Genomic DNA, 17,736 nt, shown 5'->3' with positions numbered 1-17,736 from the left:
GGTCAGCCTGCCAGATCAGACCGCCCCGCGGCGTCCTCCGTTTCGGCGAGTAGGCCGACCACCGCGCGGGCAACCAGCCGGGGAACCTCCAACTGCGCCACATGGCCGACACCGTCGAGCATCATCAATCGGCTGTCCGGAATGACCCGGGCGGTCTGCGGCGCGACCCGCACGTCGACCAGGCGGTCCTGAAGACCGCCCACCACCAGGGTCGGAGCGCGTACCGCCCCGGCGAGGCGCCACAGTGACCCCGGACCCGGCAGGTACGCCCGCAGGAAGCTGGACACCAGCCCCCGGAACGTCCGGACGTACGCGGCGGCGTAGTGCTCGGCCTCGTACCGCACCCGGATCTCCTCCAGCGCCTCGGCCCGGCGCTGATCGCAGATCCGGCTGAGGTCGGCGACGCACGCCTCCAACACCTGCTGGGCCATCACCTCCGGAGCGAGCTGCGTGAGGTGCCGGGCGACCAGCCGTTCACCGCCGGGAATGGCGAGCACCGGCAGCATCCGCCCCTGCAACGAGCGCCGGAAATCCAGGAACGGCAGCGCCGGGGAGATCAGCGTGAGGGTTCGGACCAGGTCCGGCCGGAGCCCGGCGACCTGCACCGCGACCGCGCCGCCCAGCGAGTTGCCGAACAGGTGCACCGGACCCCGACCGGAATGCTCGATCCAGCGGACGACCAGATCCGCGAAGGCCGGAATCGTGTAGCGCGAGCCCGGCTCGCTCCGGCCGAAGCCGGGCAGGTCGATGGCCTGACCGTCCAAGCGGTCGGCGAGCAGCCCGGCCAGGTCCGTCCAGTTCTGCGACGACCCGCCCAGCCCGTGCACGTACAGCGCCGGCTCCGCGCCGGCGGCGGTCGCCGGGGTGTCCCGCACGTACGTGACCCGGCCGTCGAGGCGGACCTCCCGACCGGGCCACGGTGGCGGGACGCGGTGGTCGGGGAGCAGGTGGTCCGGCCAGAGGGTGGCGCGTCTCATTGCTCCAGTCTGCCTTGGACCACTCAGGACAGCAGCGCCTCCAGCCGGCGGTTGACCGCCGCCAGCGTCGCCCGGACCACCGCCTGACGCGGATCACCCGCGACCAGGGCCGACCCGGCGAGCTGCTCGACCCAGCCCTCACAGACCAGCAGCGCCACCACTGTGGCCACTTCGCAGTTGCCGAACGGCACCACCGCCGCATGTTCGACGAAGCAGCGCCCCCGCTCGGCGTTCTCGGCGCCGCGCAGCAACTCGTCCACCGCGGCGGCCGCCGCCACCGCGCAGAGCCGCAGCACGTAACCGTCCACCGCCGGCCCGGTGGCGTACCCGGAGGCGCTGTCCTCCCCGGCCAGCAGCCGGACCTCCACGTTCGCGTCCAGGCCGAAGGTGCTGACCTGCACGTGGTCGATCACCACCCGGGGCCCCGGCTCGCCGCCGGTCTCCAGCGGCCGGGACGGCGCCGACTCCGTCGTGGTCACCTGACCACCCGAGTACGACGTGCCCAGCGTCGCCGGGCTACCTGTCGCGGCGCCGGCCGGCGCGGCCGGCGCGGCCGAGACCGACCCGGGTTCCTCCACGGTGGCGCGACCCCGGTGCGGAGCGTTCGACCGGCGGCGGCGCGTCGGGTCCGTGCCGGTCCGCTGCTCCGGGCCCGCCGGCGCGGCCTCGACCCGACCGGCGGGCGGACGGACGACCGTCGGCGATTCGGCCGCCCGAACCTCGCCGGGATCGCGCGAAGCCGCGTTTCGAGTCTCCGGGGTACGCCGCTCGGCGGGCTCGGCCGCGCGACGGCGAACCGGCGGAGGTGGCGTGGTGGGCAGGCCGGGCACGTTCTGCGGGGCCGCGGCCAGCCCCATCCGCTCCTGCAGAAGCCGGGCGACCTGCCGGCTCACCTCGGCCGGGTCGGCGCCGTCGGCCAGGTCCAGTCGCAGGCTGTGCGCCCCGGCCGGCGTACGTCGCAGGGCCGCGTCGCGGACACCTGCCACCTCCCGGACGGCGTCCAGGATGGCGTTGACGTCGAACCCCTCGGGGCGTTCCCGCAGTGGAGCTGGTTCGTCGTCCCGACGCAGGTGGGTGGCGATGCGGGCGAATTCCGGGGTTTCGGCGGGTGGCTCCACGGCTGGCGGCTCCGGCACGACGGGCACGTCCGGTTCCGCGGGGACGCGCTGCGGCAGCACCACCGCGCTCGGGGACGACTGCTGCCCGTCGCCGGGCGGCGACGTCAGGTCGGGTGCGGATCGGCGCGCCGCGTAGGGAGAGGCGGACGCCGGTGCGGGCTGATCGCGGCGGCCGGGACCCTTCACGGCGGCGGGCGGGACCGCTGCGATGGAGGGCGGGGTGGCGTCAGTCGACGGCGGGTCGTTGGCCGGCACGGCCGGTTGCTGCGACTTGACGGGCGACGGACCGGGCTCGGGTGTCGCCGGCCGGAGCCGGAACGGTGCGGTCGGCCGGATCTCGGGCCGGGACTGGCCGGGCGTCTCGCCACCGTCGCCCCCACCGGTGCTGGCCGATCGACTGGTCGGCCAGGACGGTCGCTCGACCGGGGTCGCGGGGAGCCTGCCCTCGGACCAGTCCGGCCGCTCGGCCCGGGAACTGCTCGCCGTCGGCGAACCGCTGGTCCAGGACGAACGCTCCGCCACCAGCGGCGGGCCCGCCGGAGCCGGCGGCGCGTCGGTCAGCGTGGGAGGTGGCCCGGCTGGCGCCGGAGGCGGTCCGGCGGGTGCCGGAGGTGACGGCTCGGCCACCGCGGGCGGGTCGGCAGGTGACGGACTGGAGGCCCAGGAGGGCCGCGTCGGCGAGGCGCTGGCCGGTATCGGATCGGCCCCGCCGGCCCAGGACGGCCGCGCGGATGGCGCGCTGGTCGCGGGCGGTTCGGACCCGCCGGCCCAGGACGGTCGTACCGGGGGCACGCTTGTCGCTGCCTCGGACCCGCCGGCCCAGGACGGCCGTGCCGGCGGCACGCTTGTCGGCGTCGGATCGGACCCCCCGGCCCAGGACGGCAGCGCCGGTGGCGCGCTCATGGGGTCGGGGTCGGCCCCGCCAGCCCAGGACGGCCGCACCGGCGGCACGCTTGTCGGCGCCGGATCGGACCCCCCGGCCCAGGACGGCAGCGCCGGTGACGCGCTCGTGGGGTCGGGTTCGGCCCCGCCAGCCCAGGACGGACGGTCGGCCCGGGGTCCGCCGGTCGCCCCAGACCCCGCCCAGGACGGACGGTCGGCGGGTGGCGCGCTGGTCGGTTCCGCTGGGCGCTCCGGCGCGGTCTCGGATTCGCCCCGGCCGGGTTCGTACGCACGGGGCTGATCGGCGCGCACCGGCTCGTACGGGCGAGGCACCTCGGCGCGCACCGGCTCGTACGGCTGGTTGGGCTCGGCGACCCAGCCCGGCGCCGACTCGTCAGGTGCTGCCGGGCTGACCGGCTCGTCGTCCTGGCGGGACCAGGGCGGGGCCCACCCGCCGCCCCAACTCGGACGGTTCCAGCTCGGGCCCGACCAGTCGGGCTCGATGGCCGACGACTCCCCGGCGCGGTGTGTCTCAGCGGGCCGGGGACTCTCGGCTGCGCGACCGGGCTCGCCCTCGTCGGAGTGCCCGGCCGGGCCCGGGGTGCGTCCAGAGGTCGCCGCGTGTTCCGGTGCGAGCGGCTCTCGCCAGTCGCGTGGCGCTGTCGGATGCTCGTCGGCGGCCAACCGCTCGCCGGTCGGCGCGTGGAAGCCGGGCGGCACCTCGAAACCCGAGGCGGCGGTGCCGACGGGCGGCACCTGGACGGCCGGTGGGGCCGAGGTGGGCAACCCTGGCTCGGCCCAGCGGGCACGGTGCGCGGCAGCCGGATCGACGGTGGAGTGTGGGGCGGGGCCCGTGTCGGGCTTGGCGGCACCCTGTTCCGTTGGCGGTGCGGGACGTTGGGCGGGCACCACGAGCCGGTCGCTGGCCGCCCCGGGGCGACCCTCGGCGGGCAGCCCGGGTGGGGCGCTCACCGGTGTGGGGCGTCCCGCCTGCGGTTCGAGACCGGGGTGCTGGACGCCGTTGACGTCGTCCGAGGGGTGCGCGCCGTTGACGCGGTGGCCGTTGGTGCGGGCCGGCGGCTCCGGATCGCCCGACCGCCCGACCAGCGGCGATGGCAGGTCGCCGTGTCGTGTCGAGGAGGTCCGCCAGCCCGACGCGGGGTCGGGCTGCCAGCGAGGCGCCTCGTCCCGGGCGTCCTCGCGGTCGGTGGCTCGGGGCCACCCCCCCGCCGGAGGCGCCCACCCGCTGACGGAACGGCTCGGGTCGTCGTGCTGACCCGCTCCGTCACCGTGATCTCCCGGGGTGGCGGCTCCGGGTTGCCCTGTTTCACTCACCGCGCGCTCCTTGGTCGCCCCCGCTGAGGCTACCGTGTGCCGAGAGTGGCGATAAGTTACAGCGGCGGGCCATTTCCACGACCGAGGTCACGGGCCTCGCCCGGTCTGGGGGGAAAATGCCGGCTCGTACTGAGAACTCGGAGGATCCCATGACCGCTGCGGGGAACGGTGCACAGACCGCTGGCCGGCCAACCCGCCTGCCCCGCTCCGCGCGTCGTAAGCAGCTTCTCGCTGCGGCGCAGGAGGTGTTCGTCGCGCAGGGCTACCACGCCGCCGCGATGGACGACATCGCCGAGCGGGCCGGGGTGTCGAAGCCGGTGCTCTACCAACACTTTCCCGGAAAGATGGATCTCTACCTGGCGCTTCTCGACACGCACTGTGACGCCATCGTCGCTCAGGTGCAAGATGCGATGCGCGGCACCAGCGACAACAAGGAGCGGGTCGGCGCGTCGGTACGGGCGTACTTCGACTTCGTCGACCACGAGAGCGAGGCGTTCCGTCTCGTCTTCGAGTCGGATCTGCGCAACGACCCGGCGGTACGGCAGCGGGTGGAGCGGGTCGAGCAGGGCTGCATCGCGGCGATCACCGACACCATCATCTCCGACACCGGTGTGAGCCGGGCACACGCCGAATTGCTCGCCTCCGGGCTGGTCGGCGCGGCGGAGACGGCCGCACAGTTCTGGCTGGCCGGTGGCCGGCAGGTGCCGAAGGCCGAGGCCGAGGCGTTGGTGGCCGCGCTGTCCTGGCGGGGCATCGCGAGCTTCCCGCTGCAAGGTGAGTCAGCCTGACCGCCGACCCCGTGATCGGATAGCCTTCGCCTGGCGGTTCTTTCGCCCCAGTTGAGGAGGCACAGTGGAGGTCAAGATCGGCGTGCAGTACGCGCCGCGCGAGCTGGTAGTGGACAGCGCGCAGTCGCCGGCCGAGATCGAGCAGATCGTGACCGACGCCTTCGCCGGCAACGGCGGCACGCTCTCCCTGACCGACGAGAAGGGCCGGCGGGTCATCGTTCCGATCGAGAAGGTCGCCTACGTCGAGATCGCCGAGGCGTCGTCCCGGGCGGTCGGGTTCACCGTCCGCTGACCGGTCCGGCCATCGCGGCAGGTCGGCACTCGGCCCACCTGCCGCAGGCCGGCACCGGCCCCGACCAGCCGGGCGGTCAGTTGTTCAGCCCAGCGGCGGCCATCCGCGCGGTGTGCGCGGTGGTGAGCCTGCCGAACAACCCAGGCACGTCGATCCGGCCGTCCCGCGCGATCAGCGCGGTGAGTGTGGCCCGCTCGGCGGCGACGCGCCCGGCCTGCGACAACGCCTCTCCGACCAGCCGCCGGGCCCACATCGAGAGTCGGGAAGCCACCCGGGGGTCGTCGGCGACGGCCACCCGGATCTCCGCCGCGGCGAAGTCCGCGTACCGGGAGTCGTGCAGGACGTCCAGCACCAGCGCCCGGTCCGGTTCCTCCAGCGCGTCGGCGATCTCGCGAACGAAGTCGTCGGTGATCGCGTCGCCGACGTACGCCTTGGTGACCACTTCCGCCCAGTCCCGTGGCTCGGTCGAGTCGTGGTACGCCTGCACCGGTTCGACATAGGGCGCCATCGCATCCTCCGGTGATACGCCCAGCGCGGCGAGCCGGTCGGCGAGGCGCCGATAGTTGGCGATCTCGGCTGCGGCCATCTCGCTCAGCGCGGCACGCCGGCGCAGGTCGGGAGCGAGTCGGGCGTCGCCGGCCATCCGCTCGAAGGCGAGCAGCTCACCGAAGGCGACGAGACCCAAGAGGTCAGCGACGGCGAAAGCAGACACGAGCGGCAGGCTACCGCGTGCCGGGCTGCGCCTGCGGTCCCGCGCGGTGCCGCGCCGCCTCTGGTCGATCAAGGAGTGATGGTGCCTGCCTTGTCGCGCTCTGCGAACTTCGTGCCCCAGCACAACCCCATGGTCGACGCGGACGGGTGCAGGGCGGGCGCGGCGAGTGTGGCGTAGGTCACATTTACTTGCCCCGCGTGGCTGGTGGCCGATTGGGAATCGGGACGGGGGTGTGCCTGTTCAGGTAACATGGAGCAGTTGCCGTGGGCGCCGATCTGATCGAAGCTCAGCCCGCGGCGCGCGTGCGGCCCGGTCCGGCTCGGCAATCTGCCGCCGACCGTGTGGCCCGCGTCATACCGAACGCGCCCTGAGGACATGACGGGCGCACCCACGAGAGGGCACCCCCACATCCACATGAGCGACCTGACTCAAGATTTGCTGGACGGCCAGGAACTGGCCCCCACCGCCCCGGTTCGACCGGAGGCCCCCACGTTCGCCGAACTCGGCGCCCGCGCCGAGACCGTCGAGGCCCTGGCCTCGGCCGGCATCACCCGCGCGTTCGCCATCCAGGAATACGCGATCCCGATCGCGCTGCGCGGCGTCGACCTGATCGGTCAGGCGCCCACCGGCACCGGCAAGACCCTCGGCTTCGGCGTTCCGCTGCTCGACCGGGTCTTCGCCCCGGGCGAGGGCAGCGACGGCGTCCCCCAGGCGCTGGTCGTCGTTCCCACCCGTGAGCTGGGCATCCAGGTCGCCAAGGATCTGGCCGCCGCCGGCCGGACGCGTGGTGTCCGGGTGCTGCCGATCTACGGTGGCGTGGCGTACGAGCCGCAGATCGACGCGCTGCGCAAGGGCGTCGAGATCCTGGTCGGCACCCCTGGTCGACTGATGGACCTGCAGAAGCAGAAGCACCTCCGTCTGGACCGGGTGCACGCACTCGTCCTCGACGAGGCCGACCGGATGCTCGACCTGGGCTTCCTCGACGACGTCGAGAAGATCCTGGCGATGCTTCCGGAAGACCGGCAGACGATGCTCTTCTCGGCCACCATGCCGGACCCGATCGTCACCCTGTCGCGGCGCTTCCTGCGTCAGCCGATGACGATCCACGCCGGGCACACCGCCGAGACCGGCCCGTCGCCGCAGACCCAGCAGCTGGTCTACCGCACCCACTCGATGAACAAGGTCGAGGTGGTGGCGCGCATCCTCCAGGCGGAGGGACGTGGGCTGACCATGATCTTCACGCGTACCAAGCGGGCCGCCGACCGGGTCGCCGAGGATCTCGACTTCCGCGGGTTCGCGGTCGCCGCGGTGCACGGTGACCTTGGCCAGGGTGCCCGCGAGCGGGCCCTGCGAGCCTTCCGGGCCGGCAAGATCGACATCCTGGTCGCCACCGACGTGGCGGCTCGTGGGCTGGACGTCACGGGCGTCACCCACGTCATCAACTACGACTGCCCGGAAGACCAGGACACCTACACCCACCGGATCGGTCGTACCGGCCGGGCCGGCGCGACGGGTGTCGCGGTGACCTTCGTCGACTGGGACGACATGCCGCGCTGGCGGATCATCGACAAGACCCTCGGTCTGGACATGCCGGAGCCGCCGGAGACGTACCACACGTCGCCGCACCTCTACACCGACCTGCACATCCCGACCGACGTCAGCGGCACCCTGCCGACGGCCGAGCGCACCCGGGCCGGGCTGTCCGCCGAGATCGAAGAGGATCTGGGTGGGACGACCCGCTCCCGTCGGGGCGACAGCGGTGGTCGGGGTCCCCGACGCGGTGAGAGCCGTGGCGAGGGTCGCGGTGAGAGCCGTGGCGAGGGTCGCGGCGAGCGCCGTGGTCGGGGCGATGGCCGCCGTGACCGCTCCGACGCCGGCACGCCGGCCGTCGCCGAGGCACCCGTGACCGACGCCGCCGACACCGCCGACGACAGCAGCCGTACCCCCCGCCGCCGGCGTCGCCGCCGGGCCGGCGAGGTGGTCGCGGCCGAGGCGACCGCAGTGATCTCCGCCGACGCCGGCCCCGCCGAGCCGGCCACCGCGTCCGACGGCGAGGCGTCCAAGCCGCGCCGCCGCCGGCGCCGTCGTGGTGGCGGTTCCGGCGCGGGTACGCCGGCCGAGGCGACCGCCGACTGACCACCAGCCACACCTGACATCCCCCGCACCGCCTCGCGCGGTGCGGGGGATGTTCCCGTCCTCCCACCCACCTGCCGAAGATGGAACGATGCCGCAACCACTGGATGCCGCCCTGACCGAGGTTCGGGCGCTGCTGCTCGACCCCGCGCTGACCCGGGCGGTCGCCGCCGGACGCCGCCGCGGGCGCCGCCCCACAGTCGAGCGGGCCGAACTGCGGCCGGTGACGCTCAAGGCCGGGCCCCGGATGCAGATCACCACGTCCGACGGCGCCCGCCCGTACACCCGCAACATCGTCCCTGGTCCGGAGGCCGCCGCGGCGGTCGACGAATTGTTGGCCGAGCCGTTCGGCAACTGGCACGTCGAGACGGCCGCCGCGACGCTCCAGCTGCGGGTGACCAAGTCCGGCGAAGCGCAGGTGCACCGGGCCGCGGCGTCCCGACCGGCGGCGACGCCTGCCGGAAATGACCGGACGAAGGAATACCTGCTCGATCCCGGTGACCCGATCTTCGCCGAGATCGGCGGCTCGGCCGCCAAGCGTCGCCAGGTGGACGCGTTCCTGCGTGCCCTGGCCGCGACCCTGCCCGACGACCTGACCGGTTCGCTACGGGTGGTCGACCTGGGCTGTGGCAACGCCTACCTGACGTTCGCCGCGTACCGCTATCTGACGAGCCGAGGGCTCGACGTCCAGTTGATCGGCGTGGACGTCCGGGAGGACCAGCGGCGGCGCAACACCGAGCTGGCGCAGCGGCTGGGTTGGGCCGACCAGATCAGCTTCGTGGCCGGGACGATCGCCGACGCAGTCGTCGACCCCGCCCCCGACCTGGTGTTGGCGCTGCACGCCTGCGACACCGCCACCGACGAGGCGCTGGCCCGCGCGGTGCGCTGGGAGGCCCGCTGGGTGCTGGCGGCGCCGTGTTGCCACCACGATCTGGCGAAGCAGCTCCGCGCCCACCCCGCCCCGGGCCCCTACGAGCTGCTGACCCGACAGGGCATCCTGCGCGAGCGCTTCGCCGACGTGCTCACCGACGCACTGCGCGCCGGGCTGCTGCGGGTGCACGGGTACCGGACCGAGGTGGTGGAGTTCGTGGACTCACAGCACACGCCACGTAACCTGCTGATCCGCGCACGTCGTACCGGCGCTGAGGCGACCGAGCCGCAGCGCGCGGAGTACCGCGAACTCGTGGACCAGTGGCAGGTCACCCCCCGGCTGGAGGCCCTGCTGGCCGCCGGAGAGACGCCCGGCGCCTAGCCCTGGGTGCCCTAGCGCCGGCGGTCTCGACCACCGTTGCGCTCGCTGGCGCCGAAGTCGAGGACGGACACCCGATCGGCACCGGGACGCTGGGCGGGCCACTCACCGTCGCCGGGGGCGATCGGGAACGGTACGACCTTGCCACCGTTCTCGGCGTTGCCGGCTGCCGCGAAGGCGTTCCAGGAGATGTCCACCAGCAGCTTCTTCACCTCGGCGTGCCGGATGGCGGCGTTGTGTTGCAACGCCATCCGGGCACCGAGCAGGACCGCGACCACCGTGGTGGTGATGGTGCCGGTGGCGGCCAGCACGTGGAGACCGCTCGCGGAGTCGGTGCGGAGCACCAGGACCAGCAACCAGATCCAGAACGCGGCGGCGAAGACGCCGGCCTTGGCGACGAAGAAGAGGCTCACCGCACCGGGCTGGTACGGCTGGGGGCGGCTCGATTCGGCCATGGTGCTCCTCGGCGGTGGTCCGGTCGGGCGCGGCAGGCGAGACGCCATGTCGGGACGGGCACCGAGCCTAATCGAAGAACGACGATGATCGCCCGATGCAATTTTCGTTCTGCACACACGCTTCCAGAGAAAAGTCTCGTCCACGGGACAGTTTGTGCGGTCAGTCAATTGTTTCCGGCTCCGGGAGTACTACCCTCGGAAGGCGCATCGTCCCGGTGCTCCGGCAGGAGGGGAAGACACACAGGGATGGGATCAGCCGACGTATCACCGCAGATGGCCTTCGCCCGCTTCGTCCGGCGCGCCATCGATGACGCTCGCGACGAACGTGGCTGGACCGTGACTGATCTTGCCTCACACACGGGCGTTGGTCGCTCCACCGTTTTCCGCTGGCTGGCCGGTGACTGGCAGGATTATCCCGAGTTGGCCAAGGTGCGCGGCTTTTGCGCCGCACTGGATCTGCCGGTAGCCGCCGCGTTCCGCGCGCTCGGGTTGCCCGACGCCGGCCCCACACCCCGTCGACGCCACGACGACGGCCCCGTCGAGGCCGACGTCCGGGCCATCCTGGACCGGCTGGCCGACCCTGCGGTCCCCGCCGAGGAGAAGCACCACATCCGCGACCTCCTCCGCTACCTGGCCCGCCGCCCCATCCGCCGAGCCGGCTAAACCCACCCCACCCCACCCACCACCCCTCCCACCCCCGCGGCGCAGGGGGGCTAGGGGACGGTGAGGGTGAACTCGGCGGTTCGGACTTCGGCGTTCACCTGGAAGTCGAGGTAGAGGCGGTAGCGGCCTGGGCCGGGGGTGGTCAACCAGAACTTGATCTGACCGTCCACCAGCTCGGTCTCCGGGTGCACGTGCAAATAGCCGAGGTCGCCCTCGCGCAACGCCACCAGGTGCCCGTACGCCCCGAGGTACCGCTCCAGCGGGGCCGCGCCGCCAGCGCCGTCGACCCGGAAGGTCAGGGGCACTGCCGCCCCGGTCTGCGGTGTGCCCTGGTAGCCGACGGTGAAGCCGTCCACGGTCGTCGAGGTGGCCGGCCCCGGCAGTGGACGGGGCTGGTAGTCGCCGGGCGCCACCAGGTCCGTGCCGAGGGTCACCGCGGTCTGCGCGCCGGTGTCGGCGACGACTGTGAAGTCGGCGTACGCGCGCCAGAGGCCGGGTTGCGCGAGGGTCAACGGCACCGACCAGGTGCCGTCCGCCGCCATGGTCGGGTGCAGGTGCTGGTAACCGGTCAGGTCCCGTCGGACGACGATGAGGTGCATCGGCTTGTCGTGCACGATGGCGAACCGGGTGACCGGCCGGCGCTGCGCGTCGCGCACCTGGAAGCGGAACTGACCGGGGCGACCCGCCGCGAACTCGGTGGCCAGGGGGGCCAGGGTCAACCCGGCCGAGCTGACCGCCAGACCGCCCGGCTCGGTGGCCGCGCCCTGATCGACGCCCGTGGCGGAGCCGTGGTTGTGCGGGGCGACGCCGGGCGGATCGGTGTGCTCGGCGGCCAGCGAGGGGCTGCCGGTGGCGGCACCGTTGACGTTCATCCGGCCGAGACCGAAGCCGAGCAGCACCGCCAGCACCAGCCCACCGACCACCAGCGCCAGCCGGAGAGTGCTGCGGTCCGGCCCGGCGGAGACGTCATCAGACACTGCCGACGCCCAACGCCTGGGCTGCGGCGTTCAGGTCCGTGCCTGCGTGTGCGCGGCGGACGGGCTGCTGGTCGGTCATGCCGCCCACGGTACCGCCGCGTCCGGCCGCGTCCGGCCGACGCCCGGACAGCGTGGCGACGGTCGCACTGGACGCCGCCCGGGAACTTTCCCACCCGACCGCCGCAGACCGTGCCGCAGCGCCAGGCAGCACCCCGACCCGGCCACGGACACCGACGCGGACCGAGCAACGCCCCGCCCGAGCACCGACGACGGCCGCGGACCGAGCAACACCCCGCCCGAGCACCGACGACGGCACGGACCCGAGCAACGACGACGGCCGCGGACCCGAGCAGCGCCGAGGACCGGCGCGAACGCTGCGCGTCAGCCGGCCACGGCGAGGGCGAGCGGGAGCACGCCGGTCGCCCCGGCCCGGCGCAGCGCCCGGGTCACCAACGTCATCGTCCAGCCCGAGTCGATGAGGTCGTCGACGAGCAGCACCGGCCCGTCCAGCCCGGCCAACGCGTCGGCCAGGTCGGTCGGCACGGTGAAGGCGTCGTGCAGCGCGCGTACCCGTTGGGCGCTGTTGCCGCGCGGCCCGCCTGGGCCGCCGGGGCCGGCAACGGTGACCTCGCCGAGCAGCGGCAGCCGGCCCACGGTGGCGATCCGCTCGGCGAGCGACCCGAGCAGCCGGGGCCGCCGCCGGGAACCGACAGCGACCACCGCCACCGGCCGGCGGGGCCACGGGTCGTCGCCGTGCGCCCACGCCTTCAGCACCTCCACGACCGCACCGGCGACGTCGTCGGGCAGCGGCGCGTCCGGCGCTTCCGGGCCGACGAGAGCACGCAGCCGGCCACCCCAACCCAGGTCGGAGAGGCGCCCGACGGCCCGGCCGGGCAGCGCCTGGTCCGCGGGGGCGATCCGGCCCTTGAGGGGTACGCCGACAGCGTCGAGCCCGGTCGGCCAGAGCTTCTTCGGCGCGATCTCCACGCCGGGTCGGCCCAGGAAGGTCTGCGCGGCGGCGTGCGCGGCCGTCGACACGTCGGCGGCGAAGAGGGGCTCGGCGCACGTGTCGCACCGGCCGCAGTCGGTCGCGCCGGTGTCGTCCAGGCGTTCCCGTAGATACCGCATCCGGCAGTCGGACGTGGTCGCGTACTCCCGCATGGCCTGTTGCTCGACGGTGCGCGCCTCGGCGACGCGGCGCAACCGGGCCTCGTCGTAGACCCACGGCTCGCCGGTGGCGAGCCAACCACCGCGCACCCGGCGGACCGCGCCGTCCACGTCGAGCACCTTGAGCATCAGCTCCAACCGGGCCCGCCGCAGGTCGACGAGGGGTTCGAGGGCCTGGGTGGAGAGCGGACGGTCGGTGTGCAGGGCGGCCAGCACGGCCCGGACCTGCTGCTCCGGTGGGAACGCCAGCGAGGCGAAGTAGCGCCAGATCGCGGCGTCCTCGACGCCGGGCAGCAGCAGCACCTCGGCGTGCTCGACGGCGCGGCCGGCGCGGCCGACCTGCTGGTAGTACGCGATCGGCGAGGGCGGCGCGCCGAGGTGGACGACGAAGCCCAGGTCGGGCTTGTCGAAGCCCATGCCGAGGGCGCTGGTGGCGACCAACGCCTTGATCTTGTTGTCGAGCAGGTCCTGTTCGGCGGCCCGCCGGTCGGCGTCGTCGGACTGCCCGCTGTACGAGGCGACCGGGTAGCCCCGGGAGCGCAGGAACTCGGCGGTCTCCCCCGCTGCCGCCACGGTCAGCGTGTAGACGATGCCCGAGCCGGGCAGCTGGTCCAGGTGGTCGGCGAGCCAGGCCAGCCGGTGCGCCGGGCTGGGCAGGTCGAGCACCCCGAGGCGCAGCGACTCGCGGTCCAGGGTGCCGCGCAGGATGAGGGCGTCGCCCAACTGCTCGGCCACGTCCTGGGTGACCCGGGCGTTGGCGGTGGCGGTGGTCGCCAGCACGGGGGTGCGCTCGGGCAGCTCGGCGAGGAACGTCCGCAGCCGCCGGTAGTCGGGCCGGAAGTCGTGCCCCCAGTCGGAGACGCAGTGCGCCTCGTCGACCACCAGCAGGCCGGTGGTGGCGGCCAACTTCGGTAGGACGCCGTCGCGGAAGTCCGGGTTGTTGAGCCGTTCCGGGCTGATCAGCAGCACGTCCACCGCGCCGGTCTGGATCTCGGCGGTGATCTCGTCCCACTCGTCGAGGTTCGCCGAGTTGATCGTGCGGGCCCGGATGCCGGCCCGCGCGGCCGCCTCGACCTGGTTGCGCATCAACGCGAGCAGCGGCGAGACGATGACTGTCGGCCCGGCCTGTTGGCCCTGCTCACGGTCCCGGAGCAGGGCGGTGGCCACGAAGTAGACGGCCGACTTGCCCCAACCGGTCCGCTGGACGCAGAGCACCCGCCGCCGGTCGACGACCAGCGCCTCGATGGCGCGCCACTGATCCTCGCGCAGCCGGGCATGGTCACCGGCCAGCCGGCGCAGCACCGCCTCGGCCCGCTCCCGTACCCCAGCTCGATCGTCATCCACCCGACATGTCTACCAGCGCCGTCCGTCATCCCCCTGCACAGAACCCCGTCGATCATGAAGTTGGCGACATCCGGTGCGGCGTGTCGTGGCAATAACTTCATGATCGACGGGGTGAAGGCGGGGCGGGGGTCAGCGTGGGGGGCGTAGGGAGCGGGTTAGGTGGGACAGGCGGGGGGCCAGGCTGGTTAGGCCTCCTGGGAAGAAGTAGACGGCCAGGATGAAGACCGTGCCCAGGACGAACAGCGGCTGGCTCAGCGGACGGCTCAGGATGGCCGGCAGGTTGTCCACCGCGTCGCTCGTGCCGAAGGCGGTGAGCCGGTGGTCCAGGTACATGTAGAGGACACCGCCGAGCACCGGACCCCAGCGGGTGCCCGGCCCACCGAGCACCACCATGACCAGCAGCGACAGGGTCAGCTCGGAGGACGTGATGTGCGGCGACGCGCCGCCGACGATCAGGACGTAGACCACCCCGCCCGCCGACGCCAACCCGCCGGCCAGGGTGAACGCCACCAGCTTGTAGCGGTACGGGTCCAGCCCGAGCACGCCGATCCGCCGCTCGTCGTCGCGCAGCCCGGCGAGCACCCGCCCGGTCGGCGACCCGCTCACCCGGTGCACCACGAACACCACAAGGGTCAGGTACGCCAGTGCCAACCAGTACAGGTTGACCGTGTTGGTCACCCCGACCAGCCCGGCGGGCAGCCCGGACACGTCCAGCGGCAGGCCCTCCTCGCCACCGGTGAGCCCGCCGAAGTCCCGGGCCACCAGGATCGCGCCCACCTGGGCGAACGCCAACGTGACCATGGCGAACGCGATGCCCACGGTCCGCAGCGCCACCGCGCCGAGCAGCGCCGCGAGGATGGTGCCGCCGGTGATGGTCAGCAGCGCCGCCTGCCACAACGGCAGACCGGCCCGGGTGACCAGGATGTCGGTGCCGTAGACACCCGCGGCGAAGTACAGCGCGTGCCCGAAGGAGAGCATGCCGGTCCGGCCGAAGAGCAGGTCGTACCCGGCCGCGAGCCCGCCGAAGATCAGGCAGATGGCGAGCAGTTGCAGGGTGCCGGGCGAGTTGACCGGCCCCTCGAAGATCCCCGGCAGGGAGATCGTCGAGTACGGCAGGATCGCCAGCACGGCCAGCGCGACGAGCGGCAGGAACGGGCGCACCCGGTGCCACCGCCCCCGCTGCGGGGTCAACTCGTCGGGCACCTGCGCGGGAGGCGCGTCGATCACCGTCATGCCGTTGCCACCTTTCCGGCGATGCCCTGCGGGCGCAGCAGCAGCACCACGGCCAGCAGCCCGACCACGCAGATGTCGCCGAGCCCGGACGTGCCGTAGTAGTTGACGAACTGCTGCACCAGCCCGACCACGACCGCCGCGTACGCGGAGCCGACCACCGAGCCCATCCCGCCGATCACCACCACGATGAACGCGAAGATCAGCAGTGAGCCGCCCTGCCCGGGCGAGACGGTGCCGAAGTAGACGCCGCCGAGCGCGCCGGCGAGCGCGGCGGCCGCCCCACCGATCGCGAAGACGAGGGTGAACGCCTTGCGGACGTCGATGCCCAACGCGGTGACCATCTCCCGGTTCTCCACCCCGGCCCGGATCACCAGGCCGTACCGGGTCCAGCGCAGGAACGCCAGGATCGCACCGAGCACCAGCACCGCCGCGATGATCAGCAGCAGGCCACCGTTGGGCACCTGCGCACCGAGGATCCCGGTCACCTGCCGGGTCCAGTCCGGACGCGGAAACGGTCGGGCGTCCGCACCCCAGGTGGCCTGGAGCAACGCCACCCCGGCCAGCGACAGCCCGACGGTGACCAAAACCTGCTCGATGGTGCGGGAGTACAGCGGGCGGATCAGCACCAGCTCGACCAGGATCGCGACAAGCGTGCCGGCGGCCACCCCGAAAGCGACAGCGAACACGAAGCCGAACCCGTCCGGGCCGGCGCCCGGCAGGTTGCCCGCCGCCCACCAGGTGCCGTACGCGCCCACGCCGAGGAACAGCCCGTGCGCGAAGTTGAGCACGTCGGCCAGGCCGAAGACCAGGGACAGGCCGGAGGCGACCAGGAAGTACAGCGCCGCCAGGCCCAGCCCGGTCAACGCCAACAGAATCACGGTCCCCATCAGAGCTGGTCCTTCCTCGCGACGGCGGGGCTCGCAAGCTCACTCCTCGCGCTCGGCGAGGCCCCCTCCGCCGAGCCGACCCCGAGCAGCGACTTCGTCAACGCGGTCTCCAACAGCAACTCGTGGGCGTCGCCGGTCCAGGCCACCTTGCCGGCGGCCAACACGACCGCGTCGCGGGCCAGCCGGCGTACGACGGCCAGGTTCTGCTCGACCAGCAGCACCGGCACCGACTCCGCGACCCGTTCCAACACCTCGGCCACCTCGGTCACCACCTTCGGCGCCAACCCCTTGGTCGGCTCGTCGACCAGCAGCAGCCGGTTGTCGTTGAGCAGCACCCGCCCGATGGCGAGCATCTGCTGCTGCCCGCCGGACAGCGAACCGGCTCGTTGCCGTCCGCGCCGGTCCAGCTCCGGAAAGAGCGCGAAGACCTTGTCGTACGCCGGGCTGGTGCCGCGCCGCTCGGCGAGCCGCAGGTTCTCCGCGACGGTGAGCCCGGCGAACACGCAGCGGTCCTCGGGCACGTAGCCGAGCCCACCCCGGACCAGCCGGTGCGTCGGCCGGGCCAGCAGGCTCTGCGCGCCCATCCGGATGGTGCCGCGGACCTCCCCGGCGGGCGGGGTGAGGCCGACGATCGCGCGCAGCGTGGTGGTCTTGCCGACGCCGTTGCGACCGAGCAGGACTGTCACGCCGGTCGGGGCGACAGTGAAGGACACCCCCTGGAGGATGTGCAGCCCGGAGATCCGGACCGACAGGTCCTCCACACTGAGGATCGGTTCCATTAGAGCTGCTCCCCCAGGTAGGCCTCTTGCACTGTGGGGTTGGCCATCACCGTCTCCGGGGTGTCGCAGGCCAGCAGCGCGCCGTGGTGCATGACGGCGATGCGGTCGGCCAACTCCAGGATGACGTCCATGTGGTGTTCGACCATCAGCACCGCCCGGCCGCTGTCGCCGGTCAACGACTTGATGACGGCGACCAGTTCCGGTACGTCCTCGGCGCTGACCCCGGCCATCGGCTCGTCCAGCAGCATCACCCGCGGTTCACCGGCGAGCAGCAGGGCGATCTCCAGCTTGCGCTTCTCGCCGTGGGCCAGGGTGCCCGCGAGGGCCGTACCCCGGTGGGCGAGGCCGACCCGGTCGAGCGCCGCGTCGGCGGCGGCGGCGACCTCCCGGTCGGCCGCCGCCCGCCGCCACAGCGCCATCGAGCCCCCGCGGTGCGCCTGCACGGCGAGCCGGACGTTCTCCCGCACGCTGAGCGAGCCGAAGACCGAGGACGCCTGGAAGGTACGGCCCAGACCGAGGCGGGCCCGCCGGTGCGGCGGGAGCGCCCCGATGTCCTGCCCGTCCAGGACGATCCGGCCCTCGGTGGCCCGGCGCAGGCCGGTGATCAGGTTGAACAGTGAGGTCTTGCCGGCGCCGTTCGGCCCGATGACACCCAGGAACTCCCCGGGCGCCAGATCGAGGTAGACGCTGTCGACGATGGCGACCTCACCGATCCGCCAGGTCAGACCGCGGGTGGCGAGCATGC

General features: G+C 73.3%; 15 protein-coding genes. 5 read left to right on the top strand and 10 right to left on the bottom strand.

Annotation, left to right across the window (positions count from 1 at the left end; translation table 11 throughout):
• Positions 1-2: 2 nt before the first annotated feature.
• Both IW248_RS28605 and IW248_RS33940 read right to left on the bottom strand, forming a co-directional pair.
• The gene (locus IW248_RS28605) at positions 3-977 is read right to left on the bottom strand and encodes an alpha/beta fold hydrolase (protein WP_196929426.1); all 975 of its coding nucleotides are present in this window, start codon (positions 975-977) and stop codon (positions 3-5) included.
• A gap of 23 nt (positions 978-1,000) precedes the next feature.
• Positions 1,001-4,312 carry a hypothetical protein gene (locus IW248_RS33940; RefSeq protein ID WP_196929425.1) on the bottom strand — a complete coding sequence of 1,104 codons (3,312 nt, stop codon included), beginning with the start codon at positions 4,310-4,312 and terminating at the stop codon, positions 1,001-1,003.
• Positions 4,313-4,461: 149 nt separating this feature from the next.
• On the opposite strand from IW248_RS33940, the gene IW248_RS28595 reads away from it, so the two are divergent.
• A complete protein-coding gene (locus IW248_RS28595) occupies positions 4,462-5,100 on the top strand; it encodes a TetR/AcrR family transcriptional regulator (RefSeq protein WP_110563158.1) in 639 nt (212 codons plus the stop codon).
• Positions 5,101-5,164: 64 nt separating this feature from the next.
• On the top strand, positions 5,165-5,392 hold the full coding sequence (locus IW248_RS28590; protein WP_124822399.1) for a DUF3107 domain-containing protein: 228 nt from the start codon (positions 5,165-5,167) through the stop codon (positions 5,390-5,392).
• Positions 5,393-5,468: 76 nt separating this feature from the next.
• Here the strand turns inward: IW248_RS28590 and IW248_RS28585 are convergent, their stop codons facing one another.
• A complete protein-coding gene (locus IW248_RS28585) occupies positions 5,469-6,104 on the bottom strand; it encodes a ferritin-like fold-containing protein (protein ID WP_307788287.1) in 636 nt (211 codons plus the stop codon).
• Positions 6,105-6,518: 414 nt separating this feature from the next.
• On the opposite strand from IW248_RS28585, the gene IW248_RS28580 reads away from it, so the two are divergent.
• Positions 6,519-8,240 carry a DEAD/DEAH box helicase gene (locus tag IW248_RS28580; RefSeq protein WP_196929424.1) on the top strand — a complete coding sequence of 574 codons (1,722 nt, stop codon included), beginning with the start codon at positions 6,519-6,521 and terminating at the stop codon, positions 8,238-8,240.
• An 88-nt stretch (positions 8,241-8,328) separates the two neighbouring features.
• Entirely contained in the window at positions 8,329-9,489 is a 1,161-nt protein-coding gene (locus IW248_RS28575; RefSeq protein ID WP_196929423.1) for a class I SAM-dependent methyltransferase, read from the top strand.
• Positions 9,490-9,500: 11 nt separating this feature from the next.
• Here IW248_RS28575 and IW248_RS28570 read toward each other — a convergent pair whose 3' ends face one another.
• Positions 9,501-9,941: a hypothetical protein gene (locus tag IW248_RS28570; RefSeq protein WP_196929422.1), complete on the bottom strand. Its 441-nt coding sequence runs from the start codon at positions 9,939-9,941 to the stop codon at positions 9,501-9,503.
• Between the two features lie 246 nt (positions 9,942-10,187).
• Here IW248_RS28570 and IW248_RS28565 point away from each other — a divergent pair, with 246 nt between their 5' ends.
• Complete coding sequence (locus tag IW248_RS28565; RefSeq protein ID WP_196929421.1) at positions 10,188-10,604, top strand: helix-turn-helix domain-containing protein; 417 nt, start codon at positions 10,188-10,190, stop codon at positions 10,602-10,604.
• Between the two features lie 50 nt (positions 10,605-10,654).
• Here IW248_RS28565 and IW248_RS28560 read toward each other — a convergent pair whose 3' ends face one another.
• From IW248_RS28560 to IW248_RS28535, 6 genes are all read right to left on the bottom strand, one after another.
• On the bottom strand, positions 10,655-11,581 hold the full coding sequence (locus tag IW248_RS28560; protein WP_196929420.1) for a DUF8832 domain-containing protein: 927 nt from the start codon (positions 11,579-11,581) through the stop codon (positions 10,655-10,657).
• Between the two features lie 381 nt (positions 11,582-11,962).
• Complete coding sequence (locus IW248_RS28555; protein WP_196929419.1) at positions 11,963-14,092, bottom strand: RecQ family ATP-dependent DNA helicase; 2,130 nt, start codon at positions 14,090-14,092, stop codon at positions 11,963-11,965.
• Between the two features lie 129 nt (positions 14,093-14,221).
• The gene (locus IW248_RS28550; RefSeq protein ID WP_196929418.1) at positions 14,222-15,325 is read right to left on the bottom strand and encodes a branched-chain amino acid ABC transporter permease; all 1,104 of its coding nucleotides are present in this window, start codon (positions 15,323-15,325) and stop codon (positions 14,222-14,224) included.
• Positions 15,322-16,212, bottom strand: coding sequence for a branched-chain amino acid ABC transporter permease (locus IW248_RS28545; RefSeq protein ID WP_124815814.1), 891 nt, complete (start codon positions 16,210-16,212; stop codon positions 15,322-15,324). Before IW248_RS28545 ends, IW248_RS28550 begins: the two co-directional genes overlap by 4 nt.
• Complete coding sequence (locus tag IW248_RS28540) at positions 16,212-16,991, bottom strand: ABC transporter ATP-binding protein (protein WP_196929417.1); 780 nt, start codon at positions 16,989-16,991, stop codon at positions 16,212-16,214. Before IW248_RS28540 ends, IW248_RS28545 begins: the two co-directional genes overlap by 1 nt.
• Entirely contained in the window at positions 16,991-17,734 is a 744-nt protein-coding gene (locus IW248_RS28535) for an ABC transporter ATP-binding protein (RefSeq protein WP_196929416.1), read from the bottom strand. Before IW248_RS28535 ends, IW248_RS28540 begins: the two co-directional genes overlap by 1 nt.
• Positions 17,735-17,736: the final 2 nt, after the last annotated feature.

Origin of the sequence: Micromonospora ureilytica, from assembly GCF_015751765.1 — a bacterium.
GTDB classification, from domain to species: domain Bacteria; phylum Actinomycetota; class Actinomycetes; order Mycobacteriales; family Micromonosporaceae; genus Micromonospora; species Micromonospora ureilytica.
This window is presented reverse-complemented; position numbering and strand designations above follow the sequence as displayed.

Excerpts from the sequence above, each read along its gene's own strand:
- IW248_RS28605 (WP_196929426.1), bottom strand. The coding sequence starts at position 977 with ATGAGACGCGCCACCCTCTGGCCGGACCACCTGCTCCCCGACCACCGC.
- IW248_RS28595 (WP_110563158.1), top strand. The coding sequence starts at position 4,462 with ATGACCGCTGCGGGGAACGGTGCACAGACCGCTGGCCGGCCAACCCGC.
- IW248_RS28580 (WP_196929424.1), top strand. The coding sequence starts at position 6,519 with ATGAGCGACCTGACTCAAGATTTGCTGGACGGCCAGGAACTGGCCCCC.
- IW248_RS28575 (WP_196929423.1), top strand. The coding sequence starts at position 8,329 with ATGCCGCAACCACTGGATGCCGCCCTGACCGAGGTTCGGGCGCTGCTG.
- IW248_RS28570 (WP_196929422.1), bottom strand. The coding sequence starts at position 9,941 with ATGGCCGAATCGAGCCGCCCCCAGCCGTACCAGCCCGGTGCGGTGAGC.
- IW248_RS28565 (WP_196929421.1), top strand. The coding sequence starts at position 10,188 with ATGGGATCAGCCGACGTATCACCGCAGATGGCCTTCGCCCGCTTCGTC.
- IW248_RS28550 (WP_196929418.1), bottom strand. The coding sequence starts at position 15,325 with ATGACGGTGATCGACGCGCCTCCCGCGCAGGTGCCCGACGAGTTGACC.
- IW248_RS28545 (WP_124815814.1), bottom strand. The coding sequence starts at position 16,212 with ATGGGGACCGTGATTCTGTTGGCGTTGACCGGGCTGGGCCTGGCGGCG.
- IW248_RS28540 (WP_196929417.1), bottom strand. The coding sequence starts at position 16,991 with ATGGAACCGATCCTCAGTGTGGAGGACCTGTCGGTCCGGATCTCCGGG.
- IW248_RS28535 (WP_196929416.1), bottom strand. The coding sequence starts at position 17,734 with ATGCTCGCCACCCGCGGTCTGACCTGGCGGATCGGTGAGGTCGCCATC.